This window comes from Streptomyces sp. NPDC088762 (assembly GCF_044750905.1).
Classification (GTDB): domain Bacteria; phylum Actinomycetota; class Actinomycetes; order Streptomycetales; family Streptomycetaceae; genus Streptomyces.
This window is the reverse complement of sequence record NZ_JBIVKT010000013.1, coordinates 84,451-107,922: the sequence shown is the minus strand read 5'-3', so window position 1 is coordinate 107,922 and position 23,472 is coordinate 84,451. Positions and strand designations below refer to the sequence as shown.

The 23,472-nt window shown below is 71.9% G+C and carries 25 protein-coding genes and 3 tRNA genes; 23 read left to right on the top strand and 5 right to left on the bottom strand.

Annotated elements, in window-relative coordinates:
• Positions 1 to 94 precede the first annotated feature (94 nt).
• From ACIP5M_RS26335 to ACIP5M_RS26275, 13 genes are all read left to right on the top strand, one after another.
• Complete coding sequence (locus ACIP5M_RS26335) at positions 95 to 502, top strand: NADH-quinone oxidoreductase subunit A (protein WP_030710243.1); 408 nt, start codon at positions 95 to 97, stop codon at positions 500 to 502.
• Positions 493 to 1,071, top strand: a complete 579-nt coding sequence (locus tag ACIP5M_RS26330; protein WP_401201343.1) for an NADH-quinone oxidoreductase subunit B — start codon at positions 493 to 495, stop codon at positions 1,069 to 1,071. Before ACIP5M_RS26335 ends, ACIP5M_RS26330 begins: the two co-directional genes overlap by 10 nt.
• Positions 1,068 to 2,312, top strand: coding sequence for an NADH-quinone oxidoreductase subunit C (locus tag ACIP5M_RS26325; protein WP_401201341.1), 1,245 nt, complete (start codon positions 1,068 to 1,070; stop codon positions 2,310 to 2,312). The genes ACIP5M_RS26330 and ACIP5M_RS26325 overlap by 4 nt, the downstream gene beginning before the upstream one ends.
• Positions 2,309 to 3,277 (top strand): NADH-quinone oxidoreductase subunit H, encoded by a 969-nt coding sequence (locus tag ACIP5M_RS26320; protein WP_401201339.1) that lies wholly within the window; start codon positions 2,309 to 2,311, stop codon positions 3,275 to 3,277. The genes ACIP5M_RS26325 and ACIP5M_RS26320 overlap by 4 nt, the downstream gene beginning before the upstream one ends.
• Positions 3,274 to 3,891 (top strand): NuoI/complex I 23 kDa subunit family protein, encoded by a 618-nt coding sequence (locus ACIP5M_RS26315; protein ID WP_401201493.1) that lies wholly within the window; start codon positions 3,274 to 3,276, stop codon positions 3,889 to 3,891. Before ACIP5M_RS26320 ends, ACIP5M_RS26315 begins: the two co-directional genes overlap by 4 nt.
• Positions 3,888 to 4,499, top strand: coding sequence for an NADH-quinone oxidoreductase subunit J (locus ACIP5M_RS26310; protein WP_401201338.1), 612 nt, complete (start codon positions 3,888 to 3,890; stop codon positions 4,497 to 4,499). Before ACIP5M_RS26315 ends, ACIP5M_RS26310 begins: the two co-directional genes overlap by 4 nt.
• Positions 4,499 to 4,867, top strand: a complete 369-nt coding sequence (gene nuoK, locus ACIP5M_RS26305; RefSeq protein WP_401201337.1) for an NADH-quinone oxidoreductase subunit NuoK — start codon at positions 4,499 to 4,501, stop codon at positions 4,865 to 4,867. The genes ACIP5M_RS26310 and nuoK overlap by 1 nt, the downstream gene beginning before the upstream one ends.
• A complete protein-coding gene (locus ACIP5M_RS26300; protein WP_401201336.1) occupies positions 4,864 to 6,888 on the top strand; it encodes an NADH-quinone oxidoreductase subunit L in 2,025 nt (674 codons plus the stop codon). Before nuoK ends, ACIP5M_RS26300 begins: the two co-directional genes overlap by 4 nt.
• A gap of 38 nt (positions 6,889 to 6,926) precedes the next feature.
• Positions 6,927 to 8,486, top strand: coding sequence for a NuoM family protein (locus ACIP5M_RS26295; RefSeq protein ID WP_401201492.1), 1,560 nt, complete (start codon positions 6,927 to 6,929; stop codon positions 8,484 to 8,486).
• Positions 8,483 to 10,099 (top strand): NADH-quinone oxidoreductase subunit N, encoded by a 1,617-nt coding sequence (locus ACIP5M_RS26290; RefSeq protein WP_401201334.1) that lies wholly within the window; start codon positions 8,483 to 8,485, stop codon positions 10,097 to 10,099. Before ACIP5M_RS26295 ends, ACIP5M_RS26290 begins: the two co-directional genes overlap by 4 nt.
• Positions 10,100 to 10,314: 215 nt before the next feature.
• The gene (gene htpX, locus ACIP5M_RS26285) at positions 10,315 to 11,178 is read left to right on the top strand and encodes a zinc metalloprotease HtpX (RefSeq protein ID WP_401201491.1); all 864 of its coding nucleotides are present in this window, start codon (positions 10,315 to 10,317) and stop codon (positions 11,176 to 11,178) included.
• Positions 11,175 to 11,567 carry a YccF domain-containing protein gene (locus tag ACIP5M_RS26280; RefSeq protein ID WP_401201333.1) on the top strand — a complete coding sequence of 131 codons (393 nt, stop codon included), beginning with the start codon at positions 11,175 to 11,177 and terminating at the stop codon, positions 11,565 to 11,567. The genes htpX and ACIP5M_RS26280 overlap by 4 nt, the downstream gene beginning before the upstream one ends.
• 109 nt (positions 11,568 to 11,676) lie before the next feature.
• Positions 11,677 to 12,201 (top strand): SMI1/KNR4 family protein, encoded by a 525-nt coding sequence (locus ACIP5M_RS26275; protein ID WP_401201331.1) that lies wholly within the window; start codon positions 11,677 to 11,679, stop codon positions 12,199 to 12,201.
• Here the strand turns inward: ACIP5M_RS26275 and ACIP5M_RS26270 are convergent.
• The 3 genes from ACIP5M_RS26270 to ACIP5M_RS26260 form a co-directional block, all read right to left on the bottom strand.
• The gene (locus ACIP5M_RS26270) at positions 12,185 to 13,438 is read right to left on the bottom strand and encodes an APC family permease (RefSeq protein ID WP_401201329.1); all 1,254 of its coding nucleotides are present in this window, start codon (positions 13,436 to 13,438) and stop codon (positions 12,185 to 12,187) included. The genes ACIP5M_RS26275 and ACIP5M_RS26270 overlap by 17 nt on opposite strands.
• Positions 13,439 to 14,875, bottom strand: coding sequence for a SulP family inorganic anion transporter (locus ACIP5M_RS26265; protein WP_401201327.1), 1,437 nt, complete (start codon positions 14,873 to 14,875; stop codon positions 13,439 to 13,441).
• A gap of 190 nt (positions 14,876 to 15,065) precedes the next feature.
• On the bottom strand, positions 15,066 to 15,554 hold the full coding sequence (locus ACIP5M_RS26260) for a YajQ family cyclic di-GMP-binding protein (protein WP_401201326.1): 489 nt from the start codon (positions 15,552 to 15,554) through the stop codon (positions 15,066 to 15,068).
• 200 nt (positions 15,555 to 15,754) lie between these two features.
• On the opposite strand from ACIP5M_RS26260, the gene ACIP5M_RS26255 reads away from it, so the two are divergent.
• Positions 15,755 to 15,836, top strand: a tRNA-Tyr gene (locus ACIP5M_RS26255).
• A gap of 240 nt (positions 15,837 to 16,076) precedes the next feature.
• Entirely contained in the window at positions 16,077 to 16,475 is a 399-nt protein-coding gene (locus ACIP5M_RS26250) for a DUF3574 domain-containing protein (RefSeq protein WP_401201324.1), read from the top strand.
• 13 nt (positions 16,476 to 16,488) lie between these two features.
• Here the strand turns inward: ACIP5M_RS26250 and ACIP5M_RS26245 are convergent, their stop codons facing one another.
• Both ACIP5M_RS26245 and ACIP5M_RS26240 read right to left on the bottom strand, forming a co-directional pair.
• Positions 16,489 to 17,145, bottom strand: coding sequence for an SDR family oxidoreductase (locus tag ACIP5M_RS26245; RefSeq protein WP_401201323.1), 657 nt, complete (start codon positions 17,143 to 17,145; stop codon positions 16,489 to 16,491).
• A 54-nt stretch (positions 17,146 to 17,199) separates the two neighbouring features.
• A complete protein-coding gene (locus ACIP5M_RS26240; RefSeq protein ID WP_401201322.1) occupies positions 17,200 to 18,516 on the bottom strand; it encodes an amidohydrolase family protein in 1,317 nt (438 codons plus the stop codon).
• A gap of 317 nt (positions 18,517 to 18,833) precedes the next feature.
• Here ACIP5M_RS26240 and ACIP5M_RS26235 point away from each other — a divergent pair.
• From ACIP5M_RS26235 to ACIP5M_RS26200, 8 genes are all read left to right on the top strand, one after another.
• Positions 18,834 to 18,906, top strand: a tRNA-Thr gene (locus tag ACIP5M_RS26235).
• Positions 18,907 to 18,954: 48 nt separating this feature from the next.
• A tRNA-Met gene (locus ACIP5M_RS26230) sits at positions 18,955 to 19,027 on the top strand.
• 88 nt (positions 19,028 to 19,115) lie between these two features.
• Positions 19,116 to 19,280 carry a 50S ribosomal protein L33 gene (rpmG, locus tag ACIP5M_RS26225; protein ID WP_003956487.1) on the top strand — a complete coding sequence of 55 codons (165 nt, stop codon included), beginning with the start codon at positions 19,116 to 19,118 and terminating at the stop codon, positions 19,278 to 19,280.
• A 117-nt stretch (positions 19,281 to 19,397) separates the two neighbouring features.
• Positions 19,398 to 19,850: a MaoC family dehydratase N-terminal domain-containing protein gene (locus ACIP5M_RS26220; protein WP_401201321.1), complete on the top strand. Its 453-nt coding sequence runs from the start codon at positions 19,398 to 19,400 to the stop codon at positions 19,848 to 19,850.
• A 1-nt stretch (position 19,851) separates the two neighbouring features.
• A complete protein-coding gene (locus ACIP5M_RS26215) occupies positions 19,852 to 20,280 on the top strand; it encodes a MaoC family dehydratase (RefSeq protein ID WP_401201319.1) in 429 nt (142 codons plus the stop codon).
• A 386-nt stretch (positions 20,281 to 20,666) separates the two neighbouring features.
• A complete protein-coding gene (locus ACIP5M_RS26210; protein ID WP_401201318.1) occupies positions 20,667 to 21,191 on the top strand; it encodes a hypothetical protein in 525 nt (174 codons plus the stop codon).
• Positions 21,192 to 21,284: 93 nt separating this feature from the next.
• Entirely contained in the window at positions 21,285 to 21,854 is a 570-nt protein-coding gene (locus ACIP5M_RS26205) for a TetR/AcrR family transcriptional regulator (protein WP_401201317.1), read from the top strand.
• A gap of 124 nt (positions 21,855 to 21,978) precedes the next feature.
• A complete protein-coding gene (locus tag ACIP5M_RS26200) occupies positions 21,979 to 23,433 on the top strand; it encodes a DHA2 family efflux MFS transporter permease subunit (protein ID WP_401201315.1) in 1,455 nt (484 codons plus the stop codon).
• Positions 23,434 to 23,472: the final 39 nt, after the last annotated feature.

Sequence of the window (23,472 nt, the reverse complement as noted above, 5' to 3'; positions counted from 1 at the left end):
CTGTGAACGGGGGATAACCCCACCCCGTGTGAGCAGGCCCTAGACTCCCGCCTGTATCAGATCGTCAACACTGACCGAGGAGCGAGGAACGGACGTGCCTGAACCAACGGTATCGACCGTAACCGTGCTCGCCGCGGACTACTTCCGGAGTTATTCGGTCGTCGGCCTGCTGGCCGCCCTCGGTGTGCTCTTCGTGGCCGTGGCCTTCGGCGCCGGCCGCCTGCTGCGGCCCGTGGTCCCGACCCACGAGAAGCTCCTGACGTACGAATGCGGCGTCGACCCGGTGGGCGAGGGCTGGGCGCACACCCAGGTCCGCTACTACGTCTACGCGTTCCTCTACGTCATCTTCGCCGTCGACTCGATCTTCCTCTTCCCGTGGGCGACGGTGTTCGCCGCCGCCGGTTACGGCGCCACGACCCTGGTGGAGATGTTCATCTTCCTGGGCTTCCTGGCCGTCGGCCTGCTCTATGCGTACAAGAAGGGCGTCCTCGAATGGACGTGACACCTCAGCCGGAGCTGCTCCCGGAGCCCAAGCGCCTGGGAGTCCTCTCCCGCCTCGCCCCGGAACCGATGAAGGTGGTCCTGAACTGGGGCCGCCGCTACAGCCTGTGGGTCTTCAACTTCGGACTCGCCTGCTGCGCCATCGAGTTCATCGCCGCGTCGATGGCCCGGCACGACTTCATCCGCCTCGGCGTCATCCCCTTCGCGCCGGGGCCGCGCCAGGCCGACCTGATGATCGTCTCGGGCACGGTCACGGACAAGATGGCGCCCGCCGTCAAGCGGCTCTACGAGCAGATGCCGGAGCCCAAGTACGTCATCTCCTTCGGCGCCTGCTCCAACTGCGGCGGCCCGTACTGGGACTCGTACTCGGTGACCAAGGGCGTCGACCAGATCATTCCGGTCGACGTGTACGTGCCCGGCTGCCCGCCGCGGCCGGAAGCCCTGCTCCAGGGCATCCTCAAGCTCCAGGAGAAGATCGCCCGCGAGTCGCTGGCGGAGCGCTACGCGCCGGGACCCTCGGTGGCCCAGCTGACGAGCGGCCTGGTCACACCCCCCGGGGCCGGCGCATGAACCTCTACGACTCCCTGCCCGACGCGGCGGCGACGGTCTTCGGCGAAGAGGCCGTCGGCTCGTCCTCGTACGACGTCCTCACCGTCGACGTGCCCGCCGGCTCCTGGATCTCCTCCCTGGAGATCGCCCGGGACAAGCTGGGCTGCACGTACTTCGACTGGCTGAGCGCGGTCGACGAGCCGGGCACCGGCTTTCGGATCTGCGCGCACGTCGTCTCGCTGGAGAACCACCGGGTACGCCGCCTGCTGCTGCGCACCACCGTCCCGCACTCCGCTCCCGCGCTGCCTTCGGCGGTCGCTGTGTACGCGGGCGCGGAGTGGCACGAACGCGAGACCTTCGAGATGTTCGGGGTGACCTTCACGGACCACCCGCACCTCGTCCACCTCCTCCTTCCGGAGAACTTCGAGGGCCACCCGCTGCGCAAGGACTTCGTCCTGGCCGCCCGCGTCGCCAAGGCCTGGCCCGGCGCCAAGGAACCGGGTGAGGCCCACGACCCGGACGCGCCGAAGCGCCGCCAGATGCTCCCGCCGGGCGTCCCGGACCCCAACGACTGGGGCCCGATGAAGGGCCAGCTCCCGCCGGCCCCCGCCCGCCCGGCCCGCACCCCGCGTGCTGCCGGCGCCGCCGCCCGGACCCCCCGCGAGGGCGCACCGGCCCGCCGCCCCCGCCCGGTCGCGGACACGGCGTCCGCCCCGGAGTCGGAGGCCCCGGTCCGCCCGCCGCGCCGTACCCGTTCGGTGGCGGACGGCTCGGCCAGCCAGGCAGCCGCTCCGGACGCGGCGGGGCAGACCCCGTCCGCCCCGGAGTCGGAGGTCCCGGTCCGCCCGCCGCGCCGTACGCGATCGGTGGCGGACGGCTCGGCCGGCCAGGCAGCCGCCCCGGCTGCTGCCCCGACCGCCGAGCCGGGCGGTGACGAGGCGGCGGCTCCGCCTCGCCGCCCCGCGCCCCGCAGCGCGGACGCGCCGTGGCACGACCCCAAGCCCGCCTTCGACTCCCCGGCACCCGAGCAGGCGCAGGCGGCGGAGCTGGCACCGGCACCGGCACCCGAGCCGGAGGCCGCCCCCGCACCGGCACCCGAGCCGAAGGCGGCACCGGCACCGGCACCCGAGCCGGAGGCCGCCCCCGCACCGGCACCCGAGCCGAAGGCGGCACCCGCGCCGGCGGCGGAGCCGGAGCGGCGGGACCCGCAGCCGGACCCCAAGACCGACCACCCCACCCCTGACAACGGAGGCGACGCGTGAACGACGTCCTCGACGTCGCCCTGCGGCTGATCGTCGTCTTCGCCGTCTTCCTCGTGCTCCCGCTCGTCGTCGGGCAGACCGAGCACAAGGTGATGGCCCACATGCAGGGCCGCCTCGGCCCCATGTACGCCGGCGGCTTCCACGGGTGGGCCCAGCTCGTCGCCGACGGCGTGAAGTTCGCCCAGAAGGAAGACGTCGTGCCGGCCAACGCCGACCGCCGGATCTTCCAGCTCGCCCCCGCCGTCGCCCTGCTCCCGTACCTCCTCGTCCTCCTCGCCATCCCGCTCGGCCCCGGCGAGGGCGCGGTCGGCCAGGTCATCGACGCCGGGCTCTTCTTCGTGCTCGCCGTCATGGGCGTCGGAGTCCTCGGCTCCCTCATGGCCGGCTGGGCCTCCGCGAACAAGTTCTCCCTGCTCGGCGGCCTGCGCACGGCCGCCCAGCTGCTCGCCTACGAGCTCCCCATGCTGCTCGCCGCCGCCTCGGTGGCCATGGCGGCCGGGACGGTCTCCCTCCCCGGCATCGTCGAGTCCTTCCAGTGGTGGTGGCTGCCCTGGCAGATCGTCGGCGCCCTGGTCTTCTTCACCGCCGGCCTCGCCGAACTCCAGCGGCCCCCCTTCGACATGCCCGTCGCCGATTCCGAGATCATCTTCGGCGCGTACACCGAGTACACCGGCCTGCGCTTCGCGCTGTTCCTGCTCGCCGAGTACGCCGGCATCGTCGTCCTCTGCGGCCTCACCACCGTCCTCTTTCTCGGCGGTTGGCAGGGCCCCTTCGGCGCCGACGGTCTCGGCTGGGTCTGGACCCTGCTCAAGACCGCCGTCCTCGCCTTCGTCGTGATCTGGCTCCGCGTGAGCTACCCGCGGCTTCGCGAGGACCAGCTCCAGAAGCTCGCCTGGACCACACTCATCCCGCTCGCGCTCGCCCAGATCGCGCTCACCGGCATCGTGAAGGTGGCGATCAACTGATGCCCATCCCCGGATCCGGCCTCGCCAAGGGCCTGGCCGTGACGCTGCGCACGATGACGAAGCGCTCGCACACCGCCCAGTACCCCGAGGTCCAGCCCTCCCTCCCGCCCCGCTCGCGCGGGGTCATCGGCCTGTTCGAGGAGAACTGCACGGTCTGCATGCTGTGCGCCCGTGAGTGCCCCGACTGGTGCATCTACATCGACTCCCACAAGGAGACGGTCCCCGCCGCCACCCCCGGCGGCCGCGAGCGCAGCCGCAACGTCCTCGACCGCTTCGCCATCGACTTCTCCCTCTGCATGTACTGCGGTATCTGCATCGAGGTGTGCCCCTTCGACGCCCTCTTCTGGTCGCCGGAGTTCGAGTACGCGGAGACCGACATCCACGAGCTGACCCACGAGCGGGACAAGCTCCGCGAGTGGATGTGGACGGTCCCGGCCCCGCCCGCCCTGGACCCGGCCGCCGAGGAGCCCAAGGAGGTCGCCGCCGCCCGCAAGGCAGTGGAAAAGGCCGAAGCCGCCGCCCTAGCCGCCGCAGCAGCAGCCGCCGAACCGGAGCCCGAGCCCGCGCCCGGAACCGGGACCGAACCGCCGACCACCCCGGAGGGAGACGCGTGACCCCCGCAGCCACCACCCTGGCCGCCGCGGCCGGGGCCGCGACCACGGGCAACGGGTTCCTATCCCCGACCGGCGTCGAGATCGCCTTCGTCCTCGTCGGCCTGGCCACCCTCGGCGCGGCCCTCGTCACGGTCAGCACCAAGCAGCTCGTGCACGCCGCCCTCTGGCTGGTCGTCGCGCTCGGCGGTATCGCCATTGAGTACCTGCTGCTGACCGCGGAGTTCATCGCCTGGGTCCAGGTCCTGATCTACCTCGGTTCCGTGATCGTCCTCCTCCTCTTCGGGCTGATGCTCACCAAGGCGCCCATCGGCCGCTCCCCGGACGCCGACTCCGGCAACCGCTGGGTCGCGGCCGGGGTCGCCGGCATCGCGGCCGTCGCGCTCGTCTGGGTGGTCGTCGATGCCTTCCGCACCACTTGGATCGACCTCGACGGCCCGGTCCAGGGCTCCACGAAGGTCTCCGGCGAGATCCTCTTCCAGCACTGGGTGCTGCCCTTCGAAGCGCTCTCCGTCCTCCTCCTCGCGGCCCTGATCGGCGCCATCGTGCTGTCACGCAGGAACGACACCGCCAACGACGCCGCCGCCGGCGAGAAGAAGGGTCAGCGCTGATGCACCTCGCCTACCCCGCCGTGCTCGCGGCGCTCCTCTTCTGCACGGGCCTGTACGGCGTACTGGCCCGCCGCAACGCCATCCTGGTCCTGATGTCCGTCGAGCTGATGCTCAACGCCGTCAACCTCAACCTGGTGGCCTTCGACGTCTGGCTGCGCGACACCCTGCACGCCGGCCAGGCGCTCACCCTCTTCACCATCGCCATCGCCGCCGCCGAGATCGGCATCGGTCTCGCGATCGTGCTGATGGTGTACCGGAACCGCGGCACCTCGGACGTCGACCGCCTGCGCGACACCGCCGAGGGCCACGAGCCCGACCAGAACCCCGGCAACACCACCAGCACCGCCCGGCCGGAGGTCGCCGCGTGAGCACCACGACCCTCGCCGTCCTCGTCCCCGTCCTGCCCTTCCTGGGCGCGGTCGCGGGACTCCTCTCCGGCCGCAGGGCCCCCGGATTCGTCCGGCCGCTCGCCATCGTGCCGACGCTGGGCGCCGCCGTACTGGCCGTGCTCGTCGCCGTCCGCCACGGCGGCGGCAAGGCGATCGACACCGCCACCGAGCTGACCCCGACCGGCTCCGTCCCGATCGAGCTCTCGCTCCACCTGGACGGCTTCGCCGTGCTGGTCGCCGTCCTGGTCGGTGTCGTCGCCACCTGCGTACAGCTCTACTCGACGGCCTACCTGCGCGAGGACCCGCGCTACCCGTCGTATGCCGCTCTGGTCTCACTGTTCACCTCCGCCATGCTGCTCGTCGTCTACTCCGGCGACCTGATGGTGCTGCTGGTCGGCTGGGAGATCATGGGCATCTGCTCGTACTTCCTGGTCGGCCACTACTGGGAGACCGAAGCGGCCCGCTCCGCCTCCCTGAAGGCCTTCCTCGTCACCAAGCTCGGCGACGTCCCCTTCCTCATCGGCCTGTTCGCGCTCGCCGCCGACGCCGGCTCCTTCCGGATCACCAAGATCCTGGGCACCGTCGCCGCGGGCGGGCTCGACCACCCGACGCTGATCGCGCTCCTCCTGCTCGCCGGAGTCGCGGGCAAGTCCGCGCAGTTCCCGCTGCACACCTGGCTCCCCGACGCCATGGCGGGCCCGACCCCGGTCTCCGCGCTGATCCACGCTGCGACGATGGTCGCCGCCGGTGTCTACTTCATCGCCCGACTCCTCCCCGTCTTCGCGGCCTCCCGCGCCGCGCTGGTGGTCATGGCCGTCATGGCGGCCGTCACGATGGTCGGTTCCGCCCTCGCCGCCCTGGCCCAGGACGACATCAAGCGCGTACTCGCCTACTCCACGGTCGGCCAGCTCGGCTACATGACCGGGGCCCTGGCCGTCGGCGACCGCGGCGCCGCCGTCTTCCACCTCCTGTCCCACGGCGCCTTCAAGGCGCTGCTGTTCCTCGGCGCGGGCGTCATCATCCACGCCGCCGGTACGAACTCCCTGGCCGCCATGTCCCGTATGGACGGCCTGGCCAAGCGCATCCCCGACGCCTTCTGGACGATGACGATCGCGCTCCTCGCGCTCGCCGCCATCCCGCCCTTCGCCGGCTTCTTCTCCAAGGAAGCCGTCCTCGTCGCCGCCGAGCACACCGCCACCGGTCACTCGGAGTTCGCCCCCGGCACCGCCGGCTGGATCGTCCTGGTCGCCGGCGTGCTGACCGCGCTGCTCACGGCCGCCTACGCCACCCGGCTGTGGCTGATGGCCTTCCGCGGTACGGGCGCCCCCGCCCCCGACCACGGCAAGGAGCCCGTCGCCATGACCGGCGTGCTGTGGCTGCTGGCGATCCCGTCCATCGGCTTCGGCCTCGCGGCGGGCCCCCTCGCCGACTGGTTCGACGGCGGACAGCTCACCCCGACCCTGATCACCTCCGTCCTCGGCACCGGAGCCGCGGTCATCGGCGCCATGCTGACCTACGCCCTCTGGCAGCGCGCCACGGTCCGTGCCGCGGCCGTCGCAGCCGCCGCCGCGCCCGCCAACGGCCTCGCCGCGGCCGCCGCCGTGGCCGCCACGGTCGCCGAATCCGAGGCCGAGACCCCCGAGGTCGCCGAGGTCACCCACGACCACCCCGCCGTCCCGGCCGGCCCCGCCGCCGACCCCGGCAAGGCGCTCCTCGGCCCCCTGCACCGCCACGCGGCCGACGGCTTCCACCTCGACGCCGTCTACGACCGGCTCTTCGTACGCCCCGTCCGCGGCGCCGCGAGCCTGGTCCGCTTCCTCGACCGCGAGGTCGTGGACACGTACGTCCGCGGCGCGGGCACCGGCCCCCGGCTGCTCGGCAGCCTCGTACGCCGGGCCCAGACCGGCAACGTGCAGAGCTACCTGAGCGCCCTGCTCGCCGGCGCCGTGGTCCTGGCGATCGCCACCGCCGTCCTCGCCAACGTCAACGCCGGATCGTGAGCCGTGAGTCAGCCGTGATTGATATCAGCCCGTCCGTGATGCAGTTCCTTCTGGCGTTCATCGTGGTCGCCCCGCTCCTCGCCGCGGCCGCGGCCCTCCTGCCGCCCCCGCCCGGGCTCAAGGGCCGCAGCCCCGAACAGGCCGTGCTCCGCCACGGCGTGACCGTCACCGGTGTCATCCTCGCCGCGGCGATCGCCCTCACCCTGGGCTTCGACCACGACGCCCCGTCCCGCTTCCAGGCGACGACGGACATCAGCTGGATCCAGGCGCTGAACGTCCGGATCCACCTCGGCATCGACGGCATCTCGCTCCCCCTCCTCCTGATGACCGCGCTGCTGTTCTTCCTCTGCGCGCTCTACAGCTACTTCAAGCTCCCCGCAGGCCCCTCCCCGAAGGCCTTCGTCGCGCTGCTGCTCGTCCTCGAATCCGGCACCCTCGCGACCTTCGCCGTCCTCGACCTGCTGCTCTTCTTCCTCGCCTTCGAGATGGTCCTCATCCCGATGTACTTCCTCATCGCCCGCTGGGGCGGTGCTCAGCGGCAGGCCGCCGCCTGGAAGTTCATCCTCTACACCCTCCTCGGCTCCGTGGTCATGCTGCTCGGTCTGCTGCTGATCGGACTGAAGAGCGGCACGTTCGACATGGTGGCACTCGCCTCTGACAACGGGCGCGGTCTGAGCCGCACCACCCAGCTCCTGGCCGTCCTCGCCATCGGCATCGGCCTCGCCGTGAAGACCCCGATGTGGCCGCTGCACAGCTGGCTGCCGGACGCCCACACCGCCGCGCCCACCGTCGGATCCGTCCTGCTGGCCGGCGTCCTGCTCAAGATGGGCACGTACGGGTTCGTCCGCATCCTGCTGCCCGTCACCCCGGACGGCATGGCCACCTTCGCCCCCTACCTGGGCGCCCTCGCCGCCATCGGCATCGTCTACGGATCCCTCGCCTGCCTCTCCCTGGCCCGCAAGGGCAACAAGGGCGACCTCAAGCGCCTGATCGCGTACTCCTCCGTCGGCCACATGGGCTTCGTGCTCCTCGGCATCGCGTCCATGACCCCCACCGGAGTCAACGGCGCGCTCTTCGCCAACATCGCCCACGGCCTGATCACCGGCCTCCTCTTCTTCCTGGTCGGCGCCCTCAAGGACCGTTACGGCACCGCCGACCTCGACACCCTCGCCGGAGCCACGGGAGCCGCCCTCTACGGCCGCGCCCCCCGCCTCGGCGCCTTCCTCGCCTTCGCCGCCGTCGCCTCCCTGGGACTGCCCGGCCTGGCCGGCTTCTGGGGCGAGATGCTCGCCCTCTTCGGCGCCTTCGACCCCGCCGAGGGCCTCTCCCGCCCCGCCTTCCTCACCTACATGGCGATGGGGGCGTTCGGCACCCTTCTCACCGCCGCCTACCTGCTGGTCGTCGTACGGCGCGTCTGCATGGGCGACCCGAAGGCACCGGGCGCCGCGCCCGTGGCCCTCGCCGACATCCAGCGCTACGAGTTCGCCGCCTGGACCCCGCTCGTCGCCCTCACCGTCCTCGCCGGCCTGTGGCCCGCGGTCCTCCTCGGCCTCACCGATCCGGCCGTCCAGAAGCTCCTCGCAGGAGGCAACGCATGACGGCCCTGTCCGGCCTGTCGGCCCTGCCCGCTCACTCCGCCGTCACGGGACCGGTCACGACCGCGGCCCCGGCCGCCGGCACCGCGAGCCTCGTCCAGAGCGTCGACTGGCTCGCGATCACCCCCGTGGTGCTGCCTGCCGCCGTCGCCCTGGTCGTCCTGATCGCCGACCTCTTCGTACCGGAACGGCGCAAGCCGCTGCTCGGCTGGCTCTCCGTGGCCGGCCTGGCCGCCGCGACCGTCCTGCTGCTGCCGCTGCGCGCCGGCGACCGAACCACCTTCTGCCTCACCGGTGACCCGGCGGCCTGCAGTTACGCCGCCGACCACTTCACGCTCGTCATCCAGTTCCTCGTACTGGGCGGCGCCCTGGTCACCGCCCTGCTGTCGGTCACCGCCGTCCGCGACGCGCGCATGCCCGCCGGCGAGTACTGGTTCCTGCTGCTGTCCTCCGCCGCGGGCGCGGCGCTGCTGCCCGCCTCCCGCGACCTCGCCACCCTGATCGTCGCCCTCGAAGTCGCCTCGTTGCCCGCCTTCGCCCTCGTCGGCATGCGCCGCGGCGACCGGCTCTCCTCCGAGGCCGCCCTCAAGTTCTTCCTGTCCTCCGTCACGGCCACCGCCGTGTCGCTGATGGGCGTCAGCTTCGTCTACGCCGCCACCGGCTCCCTGCACCTGAGCCAGGTCGCCGACCGCCTCGAGGACGTCCCCGGACAGCTCGACACCCTCGCCATGGCGGGCGTCGCGCTCACCCTCGTCGGCTTCGCCTTCAAGACCGCGGCCGTCCCCTTCCACTTCTGGGTCCCCGACACGTACGTCGGCGCCCCCCTGCCCATCGCCGGCTACCTCTCGGTGATCGGCAAGGCCGTCGGCTTCACCGGCCTCATCCTCGTCACGGTGATCGCCTTCCCCGCGTACTCCGAGATCTGGGGCCCGGCCCTCGCCGTCCTGGCCGCGCTCACCATGACCCTCGGCAACGCCGCCGCGCTGCGCCAGTCCGCCGACCGCCCGAACAGCGCCGTACGGCTGCTCGCATGGTCCTCGGTCGGCCAGGCCGGCTACCTGCTGGTCCCGATCGCGGCGGCCGCGTACGCCGACCGCGACCAGATCGGCTCCACCGTCGCCTACGCCCTCATGTACGCCGCCGTGAACCTTGGTGCCTTCGCCGTGGCCGCGCTGGTCGCCCGTACGAAGCCGCTGCACCGGATCAGCGACTACCGCGGGCTGTACGCCGAGCGCCCGGCGGCCGCCCTCTCGCTGGCCTTCTTCCTGCTGTGCCTGGCCGGCCTGCCCCCGGGCATCATCGGCCTCTTCGCCAAGGTCACCGTGTTCCGCTCCGCGGTCGACGCGGGCCTGGGCTGGCTCGCCGTGATCATGGCGATCAACGTCGTCGTCGCCCTGTACTACTACCTGCGGTGGACGGCGCTGCTCTTCCGCGCGCCGGAGGGCGTCGCGGAGGGCGTCGCGGACGCCGCTGCGGGGGCCGGGACCCGTCCGAAGACCACGGCCCCCTGGCCGGTCACGGCGGCGATCGTCCTGACCGCCGTCACAGCGGTCGTCCTCTCGGGCGCCCCGCAGCTGGTCCTGCGCTTCGCCGCGGGCAGCCTCTTCCCGCAGTAGCCCGTCCGCCCCCCGGCAGCCCGTACGCCGCGCCCCACCCGTACGGAGTAACGCCCGCGGAACCCCCGCCGCCCCGGCCACCGGGGCGGCGGCTCCGGCACACCCTGGGAACCTGGCGCCGTCACCTCGCGTTGACCAGGAAGGGAGGGTCCACTGGACCGTAGACCCTCACACCCATGACGGGCTCCCCTGCCGCACCACCTGGAGGGCGTACCGTGCACCGCCGGCACAACGGGCTCAAGACCGCCGTACTCCTCGGCGGGCTGTCCGCACTCATCATCGTCATCGGAAGCCTCTTCGGCCGGGGCGGCCTGATCGTCGCCGTCCTCGTGGCCCTCGGGACGAATGCGTACGCGTACTGGAACAGCGACAAGCTGGCTCTACGCGCGATGCGCGCGCGCCCCGTCAGCGAGTTCGAGGCCCCCGCGCTCTACCGCATGGTGCGCGAGCTCTCCACGTCCGCGCGCCAGCCCATGCCACGGCTCTACATCTCGCCCACCGAAGCGCCCAACGCCTTCGCCACCGGCCGCAATCCGCGCAACGCCGCCGTCTGCTGCACCGAGGGCATCCTGCGCCTCCTCGACGAGCGCGAACTGCGCGGGGTCATCGGCCACGAGCTCAGCCACGTCTACAACCGCGACATCCTGATCTCGTCGGTCGCCGGGGCCCTCGCCTCGGTGATCATGTTCCTGGTGAACTTCGCCTGGCTCATCCCGGTCGGCCGCTCGAACGACGACGAAGGCCCCGGCCTCTTCGGCATGCTGCTGATCATGATCCTGGGCCCGCTCGCCGCCTCGGTGATCCAGCTGGCGATCAGCCGCTCGCGCGAGTACGAGGCCGACGCCTCCGGCGCCCAACTGACGGGAGACCCGCTCGCCCTGGCCGGCGCCCTGCGCAAGCTCGACGCGGGCACCAAGCAGCTCCCGCTGCCCCCGGAGCCCCGGCTGGAGACGGCGAGCCACATGATGATCGCCAACCCCTTCCGCCCGGGCGAGGGATTGTCCAAGATGTTCTCGACACACCCCCCGATGGCCGAGCGCATCGCCCGGCTCGAACAGATGGCAGGACGCAGGCAGTGAAGACCATCCTCAACCTCATCTGGCTCGTCCTCAGCGGCATCTGGCTGTTCCTCGGCTACTGCCTCGCGGGTCTGATCCTCTGCATCACCGTCATCGGCATCCCCTTCGGCGTCGCCGCCTTCCGCATCGCCGTCTACGCGCTCTGGCCCTTCGGCTACACCACGGTCGAGCGGCGCGACGCGGGCGCCGGCTCCGCCGTGGGCAACGTCCTGTGGCTCCTCCTGGCGGGCTGGTGGCTGGCCCTGGGCCACATCTTCACCGGCATCGCCCTCTGCGTCACGATCATCGGCATCCCGTTCGGCATCGCCAACTTCAAGATGGTCCCGCTGTCCCTGCTTCCCCTGGGCCGCGAAATCGTGCCGACGGACGCCCCGTTCGCCTCTCGGTGACGATGCCTCGGCCGCACCCCGCCCTGCGGGGCGGGGCGGAGCGCGAGGTCCGCGGCTGAGTTGTCCACAGGCCCGGCGGGTTGTCAGTGGTGTGCGTCACCATGAACGCATGAACGAGACCGAGCAGTTGCTGGAGCAAGTCGCAGCCCGCGCGCGCCACTCCGCGCACGGGCACGGAAAGCCCCTGCCCGCGCCGCTGGGCACCGGGGAGATCGCCCGGGCCGAGGGCATACTCGGCTTCGTCCTGCCGCCTCTCGTCGCCGGGCTGTACACCCGGGTCGGAGACGGCGGATTCGGCCCGGAGCACGGACTGCTGCCGCTGCGTCAGGCGGTGCGGACCTACGAGGCCCGGCGGGTCTCCGGATGGCGCTGGCCGGAGGGCGTGCTGCCGATAGCCGACTTCGGCTGCGCCATGTACGCCTGCGTCGACTGTCGCTCCGAAACCGCCCAGGTGCTGCTGTTCGACCCGAATCCGGGGGAGCCGGACCTCGCCTGGTCCATCGACGCCCCGAGCCTGTCCGGCTGGCTCCGCGGCTGGCTGGAGGGCACCGCGTGGTTCTGCGACGAGTCCGGCCTGGGGGAGGAGCTGGACTTGGAGCTCACTCCCTGGGCGGAGTTCAGCTCCCGGATCTGAGCCGACCGCGCACGCCGTAGGCCAGCGCGCCCAGCGCCAGCACCACGGCGCCCGCGACCGCCGACGCGAGGGGCAGCGCGCAGGCCAGCACCACACAGCCGGACAGCCCGACCGCTGCCACGGCCCGACCCTTGACACCTGAATCGAGAGTCCAGGCAGAAGCATTCGCGATCGCGTAATAGGCGAGCACTCCGAAGGAGGAGAAACCGATCGCGCCCCGCAGGTCGGCGGTGGCCGCGAGCACCGCCACGACCGCACCCACTGCCAGCTCGGCATGGTGCGGCACCTGGTGCCGGGGATGTACGGCGGCCAGCGCGCGCGGGAGATGGCCGTCCCGGGCCATCGCCAAGGTGGTTCGCGAAACACCGAGTACGAGGGCCAGCAGCGAGCCCAGCGCGGCCAGGGCCGCTCCCACCCGGACGACCGGGGTCAGCCCGGGCCATCCGGCCGCCCGCACCACGTCGGCCAGCGGGGCCGCCGACCGCGCCAGCCCGCCGGCGCCGAGCACCGACAGAGCCGCCACCGCCACGGCGGCGTACACCAGCAGCGCGATCCCCAGCGCGAGCGGCACCGCCCTCGGGATCGTCCGCTCCGGGTCGCGCACCTCCTCGCCCAGGGTGGTGATCCGGGCGTAGCCCGCGAAGGCGAAGAACAGCAGACCCGCGCCCTGCAACAACCCGACGGCGCCCCAGTCCGAGCCGCCGAGCCGCCCCGCCCCGGCCGTGTCGGACGACAGGGAGACGACGACCACCAGGGCCAGCACGGCCAGGACCGCCGCCACGATCAGCCGGGCGATCCGGGCGGACTTCTGCAGGCCGCCGTAGCTCGCGGCGGTCAGTGCCACCACCGCCGCGACGGCCACGGCGTGCCGGTGCTCCGGCCAGACGTACGCGCCGACGGTCAGGGCCATCGCCGCGCAGGAAGCCGTCTTGCCGATCACGAAGCCCCAGCCGGCCAGATAACCCCAGAAGGGCCCGAGCCGCTCGCGCCCGTAGACGTACGTGCCGCCCGAGGACGGGTACCGGGCGGCGAGCCGCGCCGAAGAGTGGGCATTGCAATAGGCGACGACTGCCGCCAGCGCCAGGGCCGCGAGGAGCGCGCCGCCCGCCGCGCGCGCCGCCGGGGCGAGGGCGGCGAAGATGCCGGCGCCGACCATCGCGCCCAGGCCGACGACGACGGCGTCGAACACGCCCAGGGTTCGCTTCAGTTCGGCTTCCACGCGCGGAGGGTAGACCATTCAGCTGACGCCCTCCTTGCCGGGAAGGGGCATCCGGGCGCGCTCCCAGCCCTCCAGGGCCGTCAGACAGGCGTGGTCGAGATGACGCAGCCCGCTGAGATCGAGCCGGATCACCCGCCCCGGCGGCTCCGCGTCCAAGGCGTCCAGGGCGTCGAGCAGCTTGGGCAGCCGCAGGGAGCTGGCGTTCCCCACGACCCGGACGCGCAGCTCCTCGCCCTCCCACACCTCCTCGATGTGCACATGGGAGGTCTCCCAGGCCGCCTTCGCGATGGCGAGCCCCAGGCCGACCAGCACGCCCTCGAAGAGGTTCGTGACCACGATCGCGCCGGCCGTGACCAGCAGCACCACGGCCTCGCCCCGGTGCGTCCGCCACAGTGCGGCCACCGCCCGGGCCGGCAGCAGTTTCCAGCCCGCGTGCAGCAGTACCCCGGCCAGGGCGGCGAGCGGCACGATCTCCAGCGCCTGCGGGAACGCCACGGCGAACAGCAGCAGCCAGGCGCCGTGCAGCACCCTGGCCGCCCGGGTGCGTGCCCCGGCCTCCACATTGGCGGCGCTGCGCACGATGACGGCGGTCATCGGCAGCGCCCCGAGCAGCCCGCACACGCTGTTGCCCACCCCCTGGGCGATGAGCTCCCGGTCGTAATCCGTCCTCGGCCCGTCGTGCATGCGGTCCACCGCGGCAGCGCTGAACAGCGTCTCGGCGGAGGCGATCAGCGCCAGCGCGATCACGGTCCCGATCGCGCCGACGGAGGCCAGCACGCCGAAGTCGCCCCAGCCCGGCGGGGACACGGCAGCCGGCACCCCTGTCACCCGGACCTTCTCGACGGGCAGCCGCAGCAGGGCCGCGACAGCCGTGGCGGCCGCCACCCCGGCCAGCGCCCCGGGTACGAGCCGCAGCCGCTCCGGCATCCGGCGCCAGGCCGCCATGACGGCGACGGTCCCGGCCCCGAGCGCCACCGCGGCCCAGTCGGCCTGCGCTCCGAGTTCGTGTACCCCGCCCAGCTTGGCCAGGGTCCGCCCGGGAGCCTCCAGGCCGCCCAGGGCGTACAGCTGCCCGGCGATCAGGACCAGCCCGATGCCGGCGAGCATCCCGTGGACGACGGCCACCGAGATCGCCCGGAACCACCGCCCGAGCCGTAGCGCCCCCATGCCCAGCTGCGCCACACCGGCGGCCAGCACCAGCACCCCCAGCGCGGGCAGACCGTACGACTGCACCGCCTCCCACACCAGCACGGTGAGCCCGGCCGCCGGCCCGCTCACCTGGAGCGAGCTCCCCCGGAACCACCCGGTGACCAGCCCGCCGACCACCCCGGTCACGATGCCCAGCTCGGCTGGCACCCCCGAGGCGACGGCCACCCCCACACAGAGGGGCAAGGCGACCAGCGCGACGACGACCGACGCCCCGAAGTCTGCGCGAAACGTCCCGGCCCCAGGCATGCGAGAACCCCCTGCCACGCGGTGATGGATGCCACCCAGCGTGGTGGGCGCACTCCGCCCCGCCCAGTGCACACAGAGGCCCGCGGTGGCGCACGCGCCGCTCACGCCCCGCACACATGCCCGCGAACGCCGCGGCCCGGCGGTCGGTGGAGACCGCCGGGCCGGCGTGCGGGCAGATCGCGGAGCTGGGTCAGCGGTAGTTCACGAACTGGATGGCGAAGTCCAGGTCCTTGCCCTTGAGCAGCGCCTGGACCCCCTGGAGGTCGTCACGGCTCTTGGAGCTGACGCGCAGCTCATCGCCCTGGACCTGGGCCTTGACGCCCTTGGGGCCCTCGTCCCGGATGATCTTCGCGACCTTCTTGGCGTTCTCCTGGGAGATGCCCTCCTCGATCGTGGCGAAGATCTTGTACTCCTTGCCGGACAGCTGCGGCTCGCCGGCGTCCAGCGCCTTCAGGGAGATCCCGCGCTTGACGAGCTTGGTCTCGAAGACGTCGAGGACGGCCTTGACGCGCTCCTCGGAGTTCGCCTCCATCAGGATCTTGTCGCCGGACCAGGCGATCGTGGCGCCGGTGCCCTTGAAGTCGTAGCGCTGCGAGAGTTCCTTGGCGGCCTGGTTGAGGGCGTTGTCGACCTCCTGCCGCTCGACCTTCGAGACGATGTCGAAACTGGAGTCGGCCATGTGCTGTGGCTCCTTGAAGTCGGTTGTGATCGCCCCGGAGGGCGCGGCCGGACATCCCCGGCCCGCTCCGCAAAGCCTAGCCACCGCACCCGGCCGAAGTGCTGATCAATCCGGTGGCGAAGCACCCCCGGACATCAGGTATCGTTTACGTCGTTGCCAGGGAGCGCCGCCGGAAGGCGGAGAAAATGGCAGCGACTCTTGGCGGTGTGCCCGAGTGGCCAAAGGGAGCAGACTGTAAATCTGCCGGCTCAGCCTACCCAGGTTCGAACCCTGGCGCCGCCACGCGAAGTAAGACCCCCGTTACATGTAACGGGGGTCTTCTCGCATGCAGTCGCACCCCGCGCCGACCTCAACGATCCGTGCCGGTGGCTCGAGACCGCGTGAGTGCCGCCCGCCGCGCCCATCGCCGCGAAGCCGCCCGTTCGGCGTCCGTGCCGGTCATCGACCGCATCGTCCGCGTCTCCTGTTCGTTCTCCGGGGGTGAAATGGACATCTGACACGCGGGGGAAAGTAGGCGGCGGGGTGCTCCTCGCCCTGCTCGGCGCCGGGCTTCCGGCTCTGGTGGGGGCCGCGCTCCATCCGAGCGTGGGGGAGCCGTACCAGGAGACCCGGCTCTACTTCGGCACCGAACGCCTCGACGGCCGGGGCCCGGTCGGGCAGCAGGAGTTCATGCGGTTTCTGGACCGCGAAATCACCCCGGCCTTCCCCGAAGGGCTGACGCTGCACGACGGGTACGGCCAATGGCGGGGCCAGGACGGCAAGGTCGTCCACGAGACCTCGTACGAGGTGGTGCTGCTGTACCCCGAGAAGGAGGCCGACGAGCGCAACACGCGCATCGAGCGGATCCGGCAGGCCTACGAGGACCAGTACCGGCAGGACTCGGTCGGCCGGTCCGACGACAAGGTCAGCGCCGGGTTCTGAGCCCGCCACCCCGTCAGTTGCCCGCCACGGCCTTGACGGCCACCGGGACCGGCGTCGAACCGGAGATCAGCTCCAGCGTCAGGCCCGCCGTCGCCGGGGTCTCGATCAGCTCGGCCAGGACCGCGGCCACCTCGTCGCGCGGGACGGACCCGGGGCCCGTCTGCGCCTCCAGACGGACCAGGCCCGTACCCGCGTCGTCGATCAGCGAGCCGGGGCGCAGGACCGTCCACTCCAGGCCCAGACGGGTGCGGACGTGGTCGTCGGCCTCGCCCTTGGCCCGCAGGTAGACGTCGAACACCTCGTCACCCTCGTGGTGGGCGTCGGCGCCCATCGAAGAGACCATCAGGAAGCGCCGCACGCGCGCCCGTTCGGCCGCGTCGGCGAACAGCACCGCCGCGCCCCGGTCCACGGTGTCCTTGCGCCCGACGCCGCTGCCGGGGCCCGCGCCGGCCGCGAACACCGCCACGTCCGCGCCCTGCAGAATGCCCGCCACATGCTCCACCGAGGCCGACTCCAGATCGCAGAGCACCGGTTCGGCGCCCGCCTCCCTGAGGTCGTCGCCCTGTGCCCGGTCGCGGATGATCCCCGCGACCTCGTACCCGCGCGCGGAGAGCAGGCGCTCCAGCCGCAGCGCGATCTGACCGTGTCCACCAGCGATGACGATGCGCATGATCCGACCGTACGACGAGCGGGGCGCCCACGCCCGCGAACGGGCGGCGAACCTTCAGGGCCCGGGCTCCGTACGGCCCTGCCGGGGCAGGTCCAGGGCCACCGCCACGGCGGAGTCGCAGTACTCCCGCACCGCACTCGTACGGGCTACCACCCGCCCGCGGTGGATCACGATGCGGCTGTACGCGAGGGAGAGCACGCCCGCGATGTGGTCCCCGCGGACGGCGAGCAGCTCCGCCGGGAAACCGGCCTCCACCCGGACCTCCGGCAGGCCCATGGCCTCGCGGGCGGCGCCGCTGACCGAGTCGTACGCCTCGCCGGCCCGGAGCCCGCCCTGGGAGGCGAGCAGGTACGCGGCCTCCAGCGGGTCGCCGCGGCCGACCGGGTTGCCGGCGTCCCGCAGCGCCCCACTGCCCGCCGACACCCGCACCCCGGCGGCCCGCAGCAGCCGTACGGGGGCGGTGCGCAGGCCGCGGCGTTCCAGGGCCGCGCAGTCGCCCTGGGGCAGGCAGGTCACCCGTACGCCGGCCGCGGCCAGCTGGTCGGCGGCGCGGGTCGCCGCGTCCAGCGGGAGCCGGGACAGCCCGCCGCAAGGGCCGATGCTCACCCCGGGGCGGAGCCCGCCGGCCATGGCCGCGAGCCGGGCCAGGCGGGCCGGATCGTCACCGTCCGTGTGCAGGTCCACGGGGCAGCCGTGCTCGTCGGCGAGTTCCAGTACGGCTTCGAGGAAGCCCGTCGGATCGGGGTCCAGGTCCGGGCAGCCGCCGATGACGGAGGCGCCCATCTTGACCGCGTCCCGCAGCATCGCGAGCCCGTCGGCGCCGGCCGCCCCGGTCAGCAGCCGCGGTACGGCGACGGTGGTCAGGTCGGCCAGGCCGCGCAGGGAGCGGCGGGCCTGGAGGACGGCCTCCAAGGGGCCGAGGCCGTGCACGTCGCCGATGCGGACGTGCGAGCGCACGGCGGTGGCGCCGTGGCCGAGCTGGAGCAGGGCGGCCTCGGTGGCCCGGCGCTGGACCTCGTCGGGGGTGTACGAGACGGGCCCCTCGCCGTCGGCGGTCAGGGCGGTGTCCCCGTGGGAATGGGGCTCGGCAGGGGCCGGCAGCAGCAGGTAGCCGCCGAGGTCCACCCGGGACAGGGCCGGGGCCGGGAGGCTGCCCGCGGTGCCGACTGCCTGGATCCGGCCGCCGCTGAGGCGGACGTCGACCGTCCGGCCGTCCGTGAGGCGGGCCCCCGCCAGCAGCAGTGTCGTGGCCTCGGCGGCGGCCGCGCTGCCGTGGCCGTGGGAAGGGCCGTATGCGGGTCCGTGCGCGCCGCCCTCACCGCGGCCGCTGCGCGGGGAGTGGAACGGCTGCGGCGGCTGGCTGTCGGACATCGCGCTCCTGCGGTGGCTCGGGCGGTCCTGGGCCGTGGCCGCGGCCCGCGGCCCAAGATCACGCAGCGTGCTCAGAGCCTAGGGCGCGGGGGAGCCCGCTTCACGGAGGAGCGCAATAGTCGTACTGGTGTGGTGCCCGAGCGCTCCGGCGCCGCCGCGCGCCCCGGCGCGGTGTGAGCCCGCCCACAATCCGCCCCCCGCGCGGCCGGGAAACCCGTGTCACGCTGATCAAGGAAGACTTCGGAACCCCCTCGGAGCCCAGTCCCCGCAAAGGATTTGGGCGATCGGCGGGCAACCGTGTAATGTCTTCATCGCTCGCCCCAATAGCTCAGTCGGTAGAGCGTCTCCATGGTAAGGAGAAGGTCTGCGGTTCGATTCCGCATTGGGGCTCTGGTGAGAGAGGTTCCCCACCCTCGGGTGGGGAGTCGATCACATCAAAGCGGCGTAGCTCAGTCGGTAGAGCAAGCGGCTCATAATCGCTGTGTCACCGGTTCAAGTCCGGTCGCCGCTACACCCAGTAGCCGATTGCGGGGTCGGTCTCCCGATCGGCTACTCTTTTATGCGTTCATCCGTCCCATAGTCCGTCAAGGAGCACTCACGTGGCTGCCACCGACGTCCGCCCGAAGATCACGCTGGCCTGCGTGGAGTGCAAGGAGCGGAACTACATCACCAAGAAGAACCGGCGTAACAACCCGGACCGTCTTGAGATGAAGAAGCACTGCCCGCGTTGCAACTCGCACACCGCGCACCGCGAGACCCGCTGACCCCAGCGAAGTCTCGAATACAGGCACCGTCATGAGGTCGTCCCCTTCTTTGGGGGGCGGCCTCGTGTCGTTTCCGCGCTCTGTCGTTCATGTTCCTTCAGCAGGAGGTAGTGAGTCATGGCTCTCGACCAGTCCTTCGTCGGGCGGAGCTACCCGCCCACCGATCCGTACGAGGTCGGCCGGGAGAAGATCCGCGAATTCGCGGTAGCGGTGGGTGACGCCAATCCCGTCTACACCGACCCCGAAGCCGCCAAGTCCTTCGGCCACCCCGATGTGATCGCTCCGCCGACTTTTGTGTTCGCGATCACTTTCGCTGCGGCAAGCCAGGTCATCGAGGACCCGCAGCTGGGGCTGGACTACAGCCGCGTCGTGCACGGCGACCAGAAGTTCGCCTACTCCCGCCCGGTCACTGCGGGTGACCGGCTCTCGGTGACCTCCACCATCGAGGCCGTGAAGTCGCTCGCGGGCAACGACATCATCGACATCCGCGGCGAGGTCCACGACGAGACCGGCGAGCACGTGGTGACCGCGTGGACGAAGCTCGTCTCCCGCGCCCCCGAGGAGGCCTGACATGGCAGCGCAGATCAAGTACGCCGACGTCGAGGTCGGCACGGAGCTCCCGGCGGCGTCCTTCCCCGTGACGCGCGCCACTCTGGTCCGCTACGCCGGCGCCTCGGGCGACTTCAACCCGATCCACTGGAACGAGAAGTTCGCCAAGGAAGTCGGCCTGCCGGACGTGATCGCGCACGGCATGTTCACCATGGCCGAGGCCATCCGCGTGGTCACCGACTGGGTCGGCGACCCGGGCGCGGTGGTCGAGTACGGTGTGCGCTTCACCAAGCCGGTCGTGGTCCCGAACGACGACCAGGGCGGCCTCATCGAGGTCACCGCCAAGGTCGCCGTCAAGCTGGACGACAACCGCGTCCGCGTGGACCTGACTGCCATGAGCGCCGGCCAGAAGGTCCTGGGCATGTCCCGCGCGGTGGTCGAACTGAGCTGAGCCCCGGCGCCCGGGCCGGGTGAGGAGCGGGGAGCGCGTCACATCGCTACGCGCTCCCCCTTCTCTGCGTCCAGGCCGCGTCGACGGCCCCTCCTGGGCCGGGCGGGCACGCCCCGACGGTCGCTACGCGCCCGTCCCTCGGGCGCGGCACCTTCTGCGGCCCGTCAGGCTGCGGCACCAAGGGTGCGCGAGGGCCTGATCAGGGGTTCGGGTCCCCGATGCAGCCTTCGGGCGGACCCTCGCGAGCGGCGAGGTCGCGCAGGGGGTGGCTGTCAAGTCACGCGATTCAGGGGCATGACCCGCATGGGACCGCCGGGGCTTACTTGAGGCATGGGAACAGCCGGAACCGGTGACCCACTCCCCCTCCCTCCCATAGGAGATTCCCCATGTCCCACACCTCCCGTACCCTGCGTCTCGCCCTGCTCACCGCCTCGTCCGCGCTGGCGGCAGGAAGCGTCCTGCTGCCCACCGGAGCGTTCGCGGCCCCGGCCACACCGCCTGCGATCACCGTGCAGGCCGACGACGACAGCGGTGACGAGGTGTCCGACTCCACGAACGAAGACGAGCTCGGATCGCTCGTGACCCCGGGCGAGACGGACGAGAACCCTTCGGAGCCGACGGAGTCCGACTCCGGTGTGGTTCCGGACTCCTACTGCAACGACCCGATGGCGGCCCCGGGGCTGTGCGTCGACGGCAAGCCGCTCCCGAAGGGCGACGACAGCGTCACGGTTCCCCAGGCCCCGCCGAACTCCGGTGTGGTTCCGGACTCCTACTGCAACGACCCGATGGCGGCCCCGGGGCTGTGCGTCAACGGCAAGCCGCTGCCGAAGGGCGACGGCAGCGTCATCGTTCCGCAGGCGCCCTACGTGCCCAGCCCCACGGGCAGCTCCACCGCCCGACTCGCGGTGTGACCCTCAGACCAGGGCGGGCGCGGCTCCTGAAGGAGTCGCGCCCTTCTGCTGCACTCCTTGACTTAGTTAGTGATTGAGCACTAACTTCGACTCATGGCAAGGATGAGCGCAGAAGAGCGACGTGAGAGCGTCATCCGTGCGGCGATGCACGAGTTCGCCCGCGGTGGTTACTACGGGACCTCCACCGAGGCGATCGCCCGGCGGGTCGGGGTGTCGCAGCCCTACCTCTTCCGGCTGTTCCCGAACAAGCAGGCCATGTTCCTCGCCGCCGCCGAGCGCTGTCTGCACGACACCCGTGAGGTCTTCGCCGCCGCCGCCGAAGGGCTGCAGGGCGAGCAGGCCACCCAGGCCATGGCGAACGCCTACACCAGGCTCATCGCCGAGGATCCCGACAAGCTCCAGATGCAGCTCCAGATGTACGTCACCGTCGCCGCCGCCGAAGCGGCCGGCGATCACGAGCTCGGCGAGCTCGTCCGCAAGGGCTGGATGGAGCTCTGGGACACCGTTCACGTGCCGCTCGGCGCGGATGTCGGTGAGACCACCACCTTCATGGCGTACGGAATGCTCATCAACACCCTCGTCGCCATGGGGTTCCCGCCCGACCACCGGGTCTGGGAGGGGCTGTATCCCGAGGCTAGGGTCAAGGGCCGCCTGGAGAAGTGAGCGAGCGGGCGCGTGAGCGCCTGCGGGAGCACGTGCGGGCCGCCCGTCCGGCGCGTGGCTCCGCATGCGCGGGAAAGTTAGTCATCAATAACTAATCAGAGCACATACGACCGCTGGGGGAACCATGACCAAGCACGACACCAGCCCCGACACCAAACTCCGCGGCCCCGCAGTCTGGGCCCTCATCCTCACCGGCGTCGCCAGCTTCATGGCCGCCCTGGACAACCTCGTCGTCACCACCGCCCTGCCCGCCATCCGCGCGGATCTCGGCGGCAAGCTCGAGGACCTGGAGTGGACGGTGAACGCCTACACGCTCACCTTCGCCGTCCTCCTCATGTTCGGTGCGGCCCTCGGGGACCGGTTCGGGCGCCGTCGGCTGTTCATCGCCGGGCTCGCCGTCTTCACCGGCGCCTCCGCCGCGGCCGCCCTCTCACCCGGGATCGACGCGCTCATCGCCGCCCGCGCCGTCCAGGGTGTCGGCGCCGCGATCATGATGCCGCTCACCCTGACCCTCCTCACCGCCGCGGTCCCGGCCGCCCGCCGCGGCATGGCCCTCGGCATCTACGGAGCCGTCACCGGCCTCGCCGTCGCCAGTGGCCCCCTCATCGGCGGCAGCCTGACCGAACACATCTCCTGGCAGTGGATCTTCTGGCTCAACGTCCCCATAGGCCTCGCCCTGATCCCGCTCGCCCGTCTGCGCCTCGCCGAGTCCACCGCCCCCGCCGCCCGCCTCGACATCCCCGGCACCCTCCTCATCAGCGGCGGTCTCTTCGGCATCGTCTACGCCCTCGTCAACGCCAACTCCGAGGGCTGGACCAGCGCCCCCGTCCTGACCGGCCTGATCGTCGGCGCCGCACTCGTCGGCGGCTTCGTCCACCACGGCATCCACAACGCCGACCCGATGCTCCCCATGCGGCTCTTCCGCGACCGCGGCTTCCTCGGGATCAACCTGGCCAGCCTGCTGATGTTCCTCGGCATGTTCGGTTCGATCTTCCTGCTCAGCCAGTTCCTCCAGGGCGTCGCCGGCTACTCGCCCACCGAGGCCGGCCTGCGGATGCTCCCCTGGACCGGCATGCCGATGATCGTCGCCCCGTTCGCCGGCATCCTCTCCGACCGCATCGGCGGCCGGCCGGTCGTCGCCGCCGGGCTCGCGCTCCAAGCCCTCGGCCTCGGCTGGTTCGCCGCCATCCTGAGCACGGACGTCTCGTACGCGGCCCAGCTGCCGCCGCTGATCCTCAGCGGGATCGGCATGGCCCTCTACTTCGCCCCCGCCGCCAACGTCCTGATGTCCACCGTGGCCCCCGCCGACCAGGGCAAGGCCTCCGGTGCCAACAACGCCCTGCGCGAGGTCGGCGGAGCCCTCGGCGTCGCCGTCCTGGCCTCGGTCTTCTCCGCCCAGGGCGGCTACGAGTCCCCCCGGGCCTTCACCGACGGCACCGTCCCGGCCCTGTGGATCGGAGCCGCAGCGGTGGCCCTCGCCGCGGGCCTCGCCCTGCTCCTCCCGCGCAAGCCCAAGGCCTCGCCCGCCCCCGTCGCCGCCACCACACCGGCCGTGGCCAAGGTCCCCACCCTGGGCTGATCTCCCCGCAATGTACTACCCAAACATGCACTGCGCCTA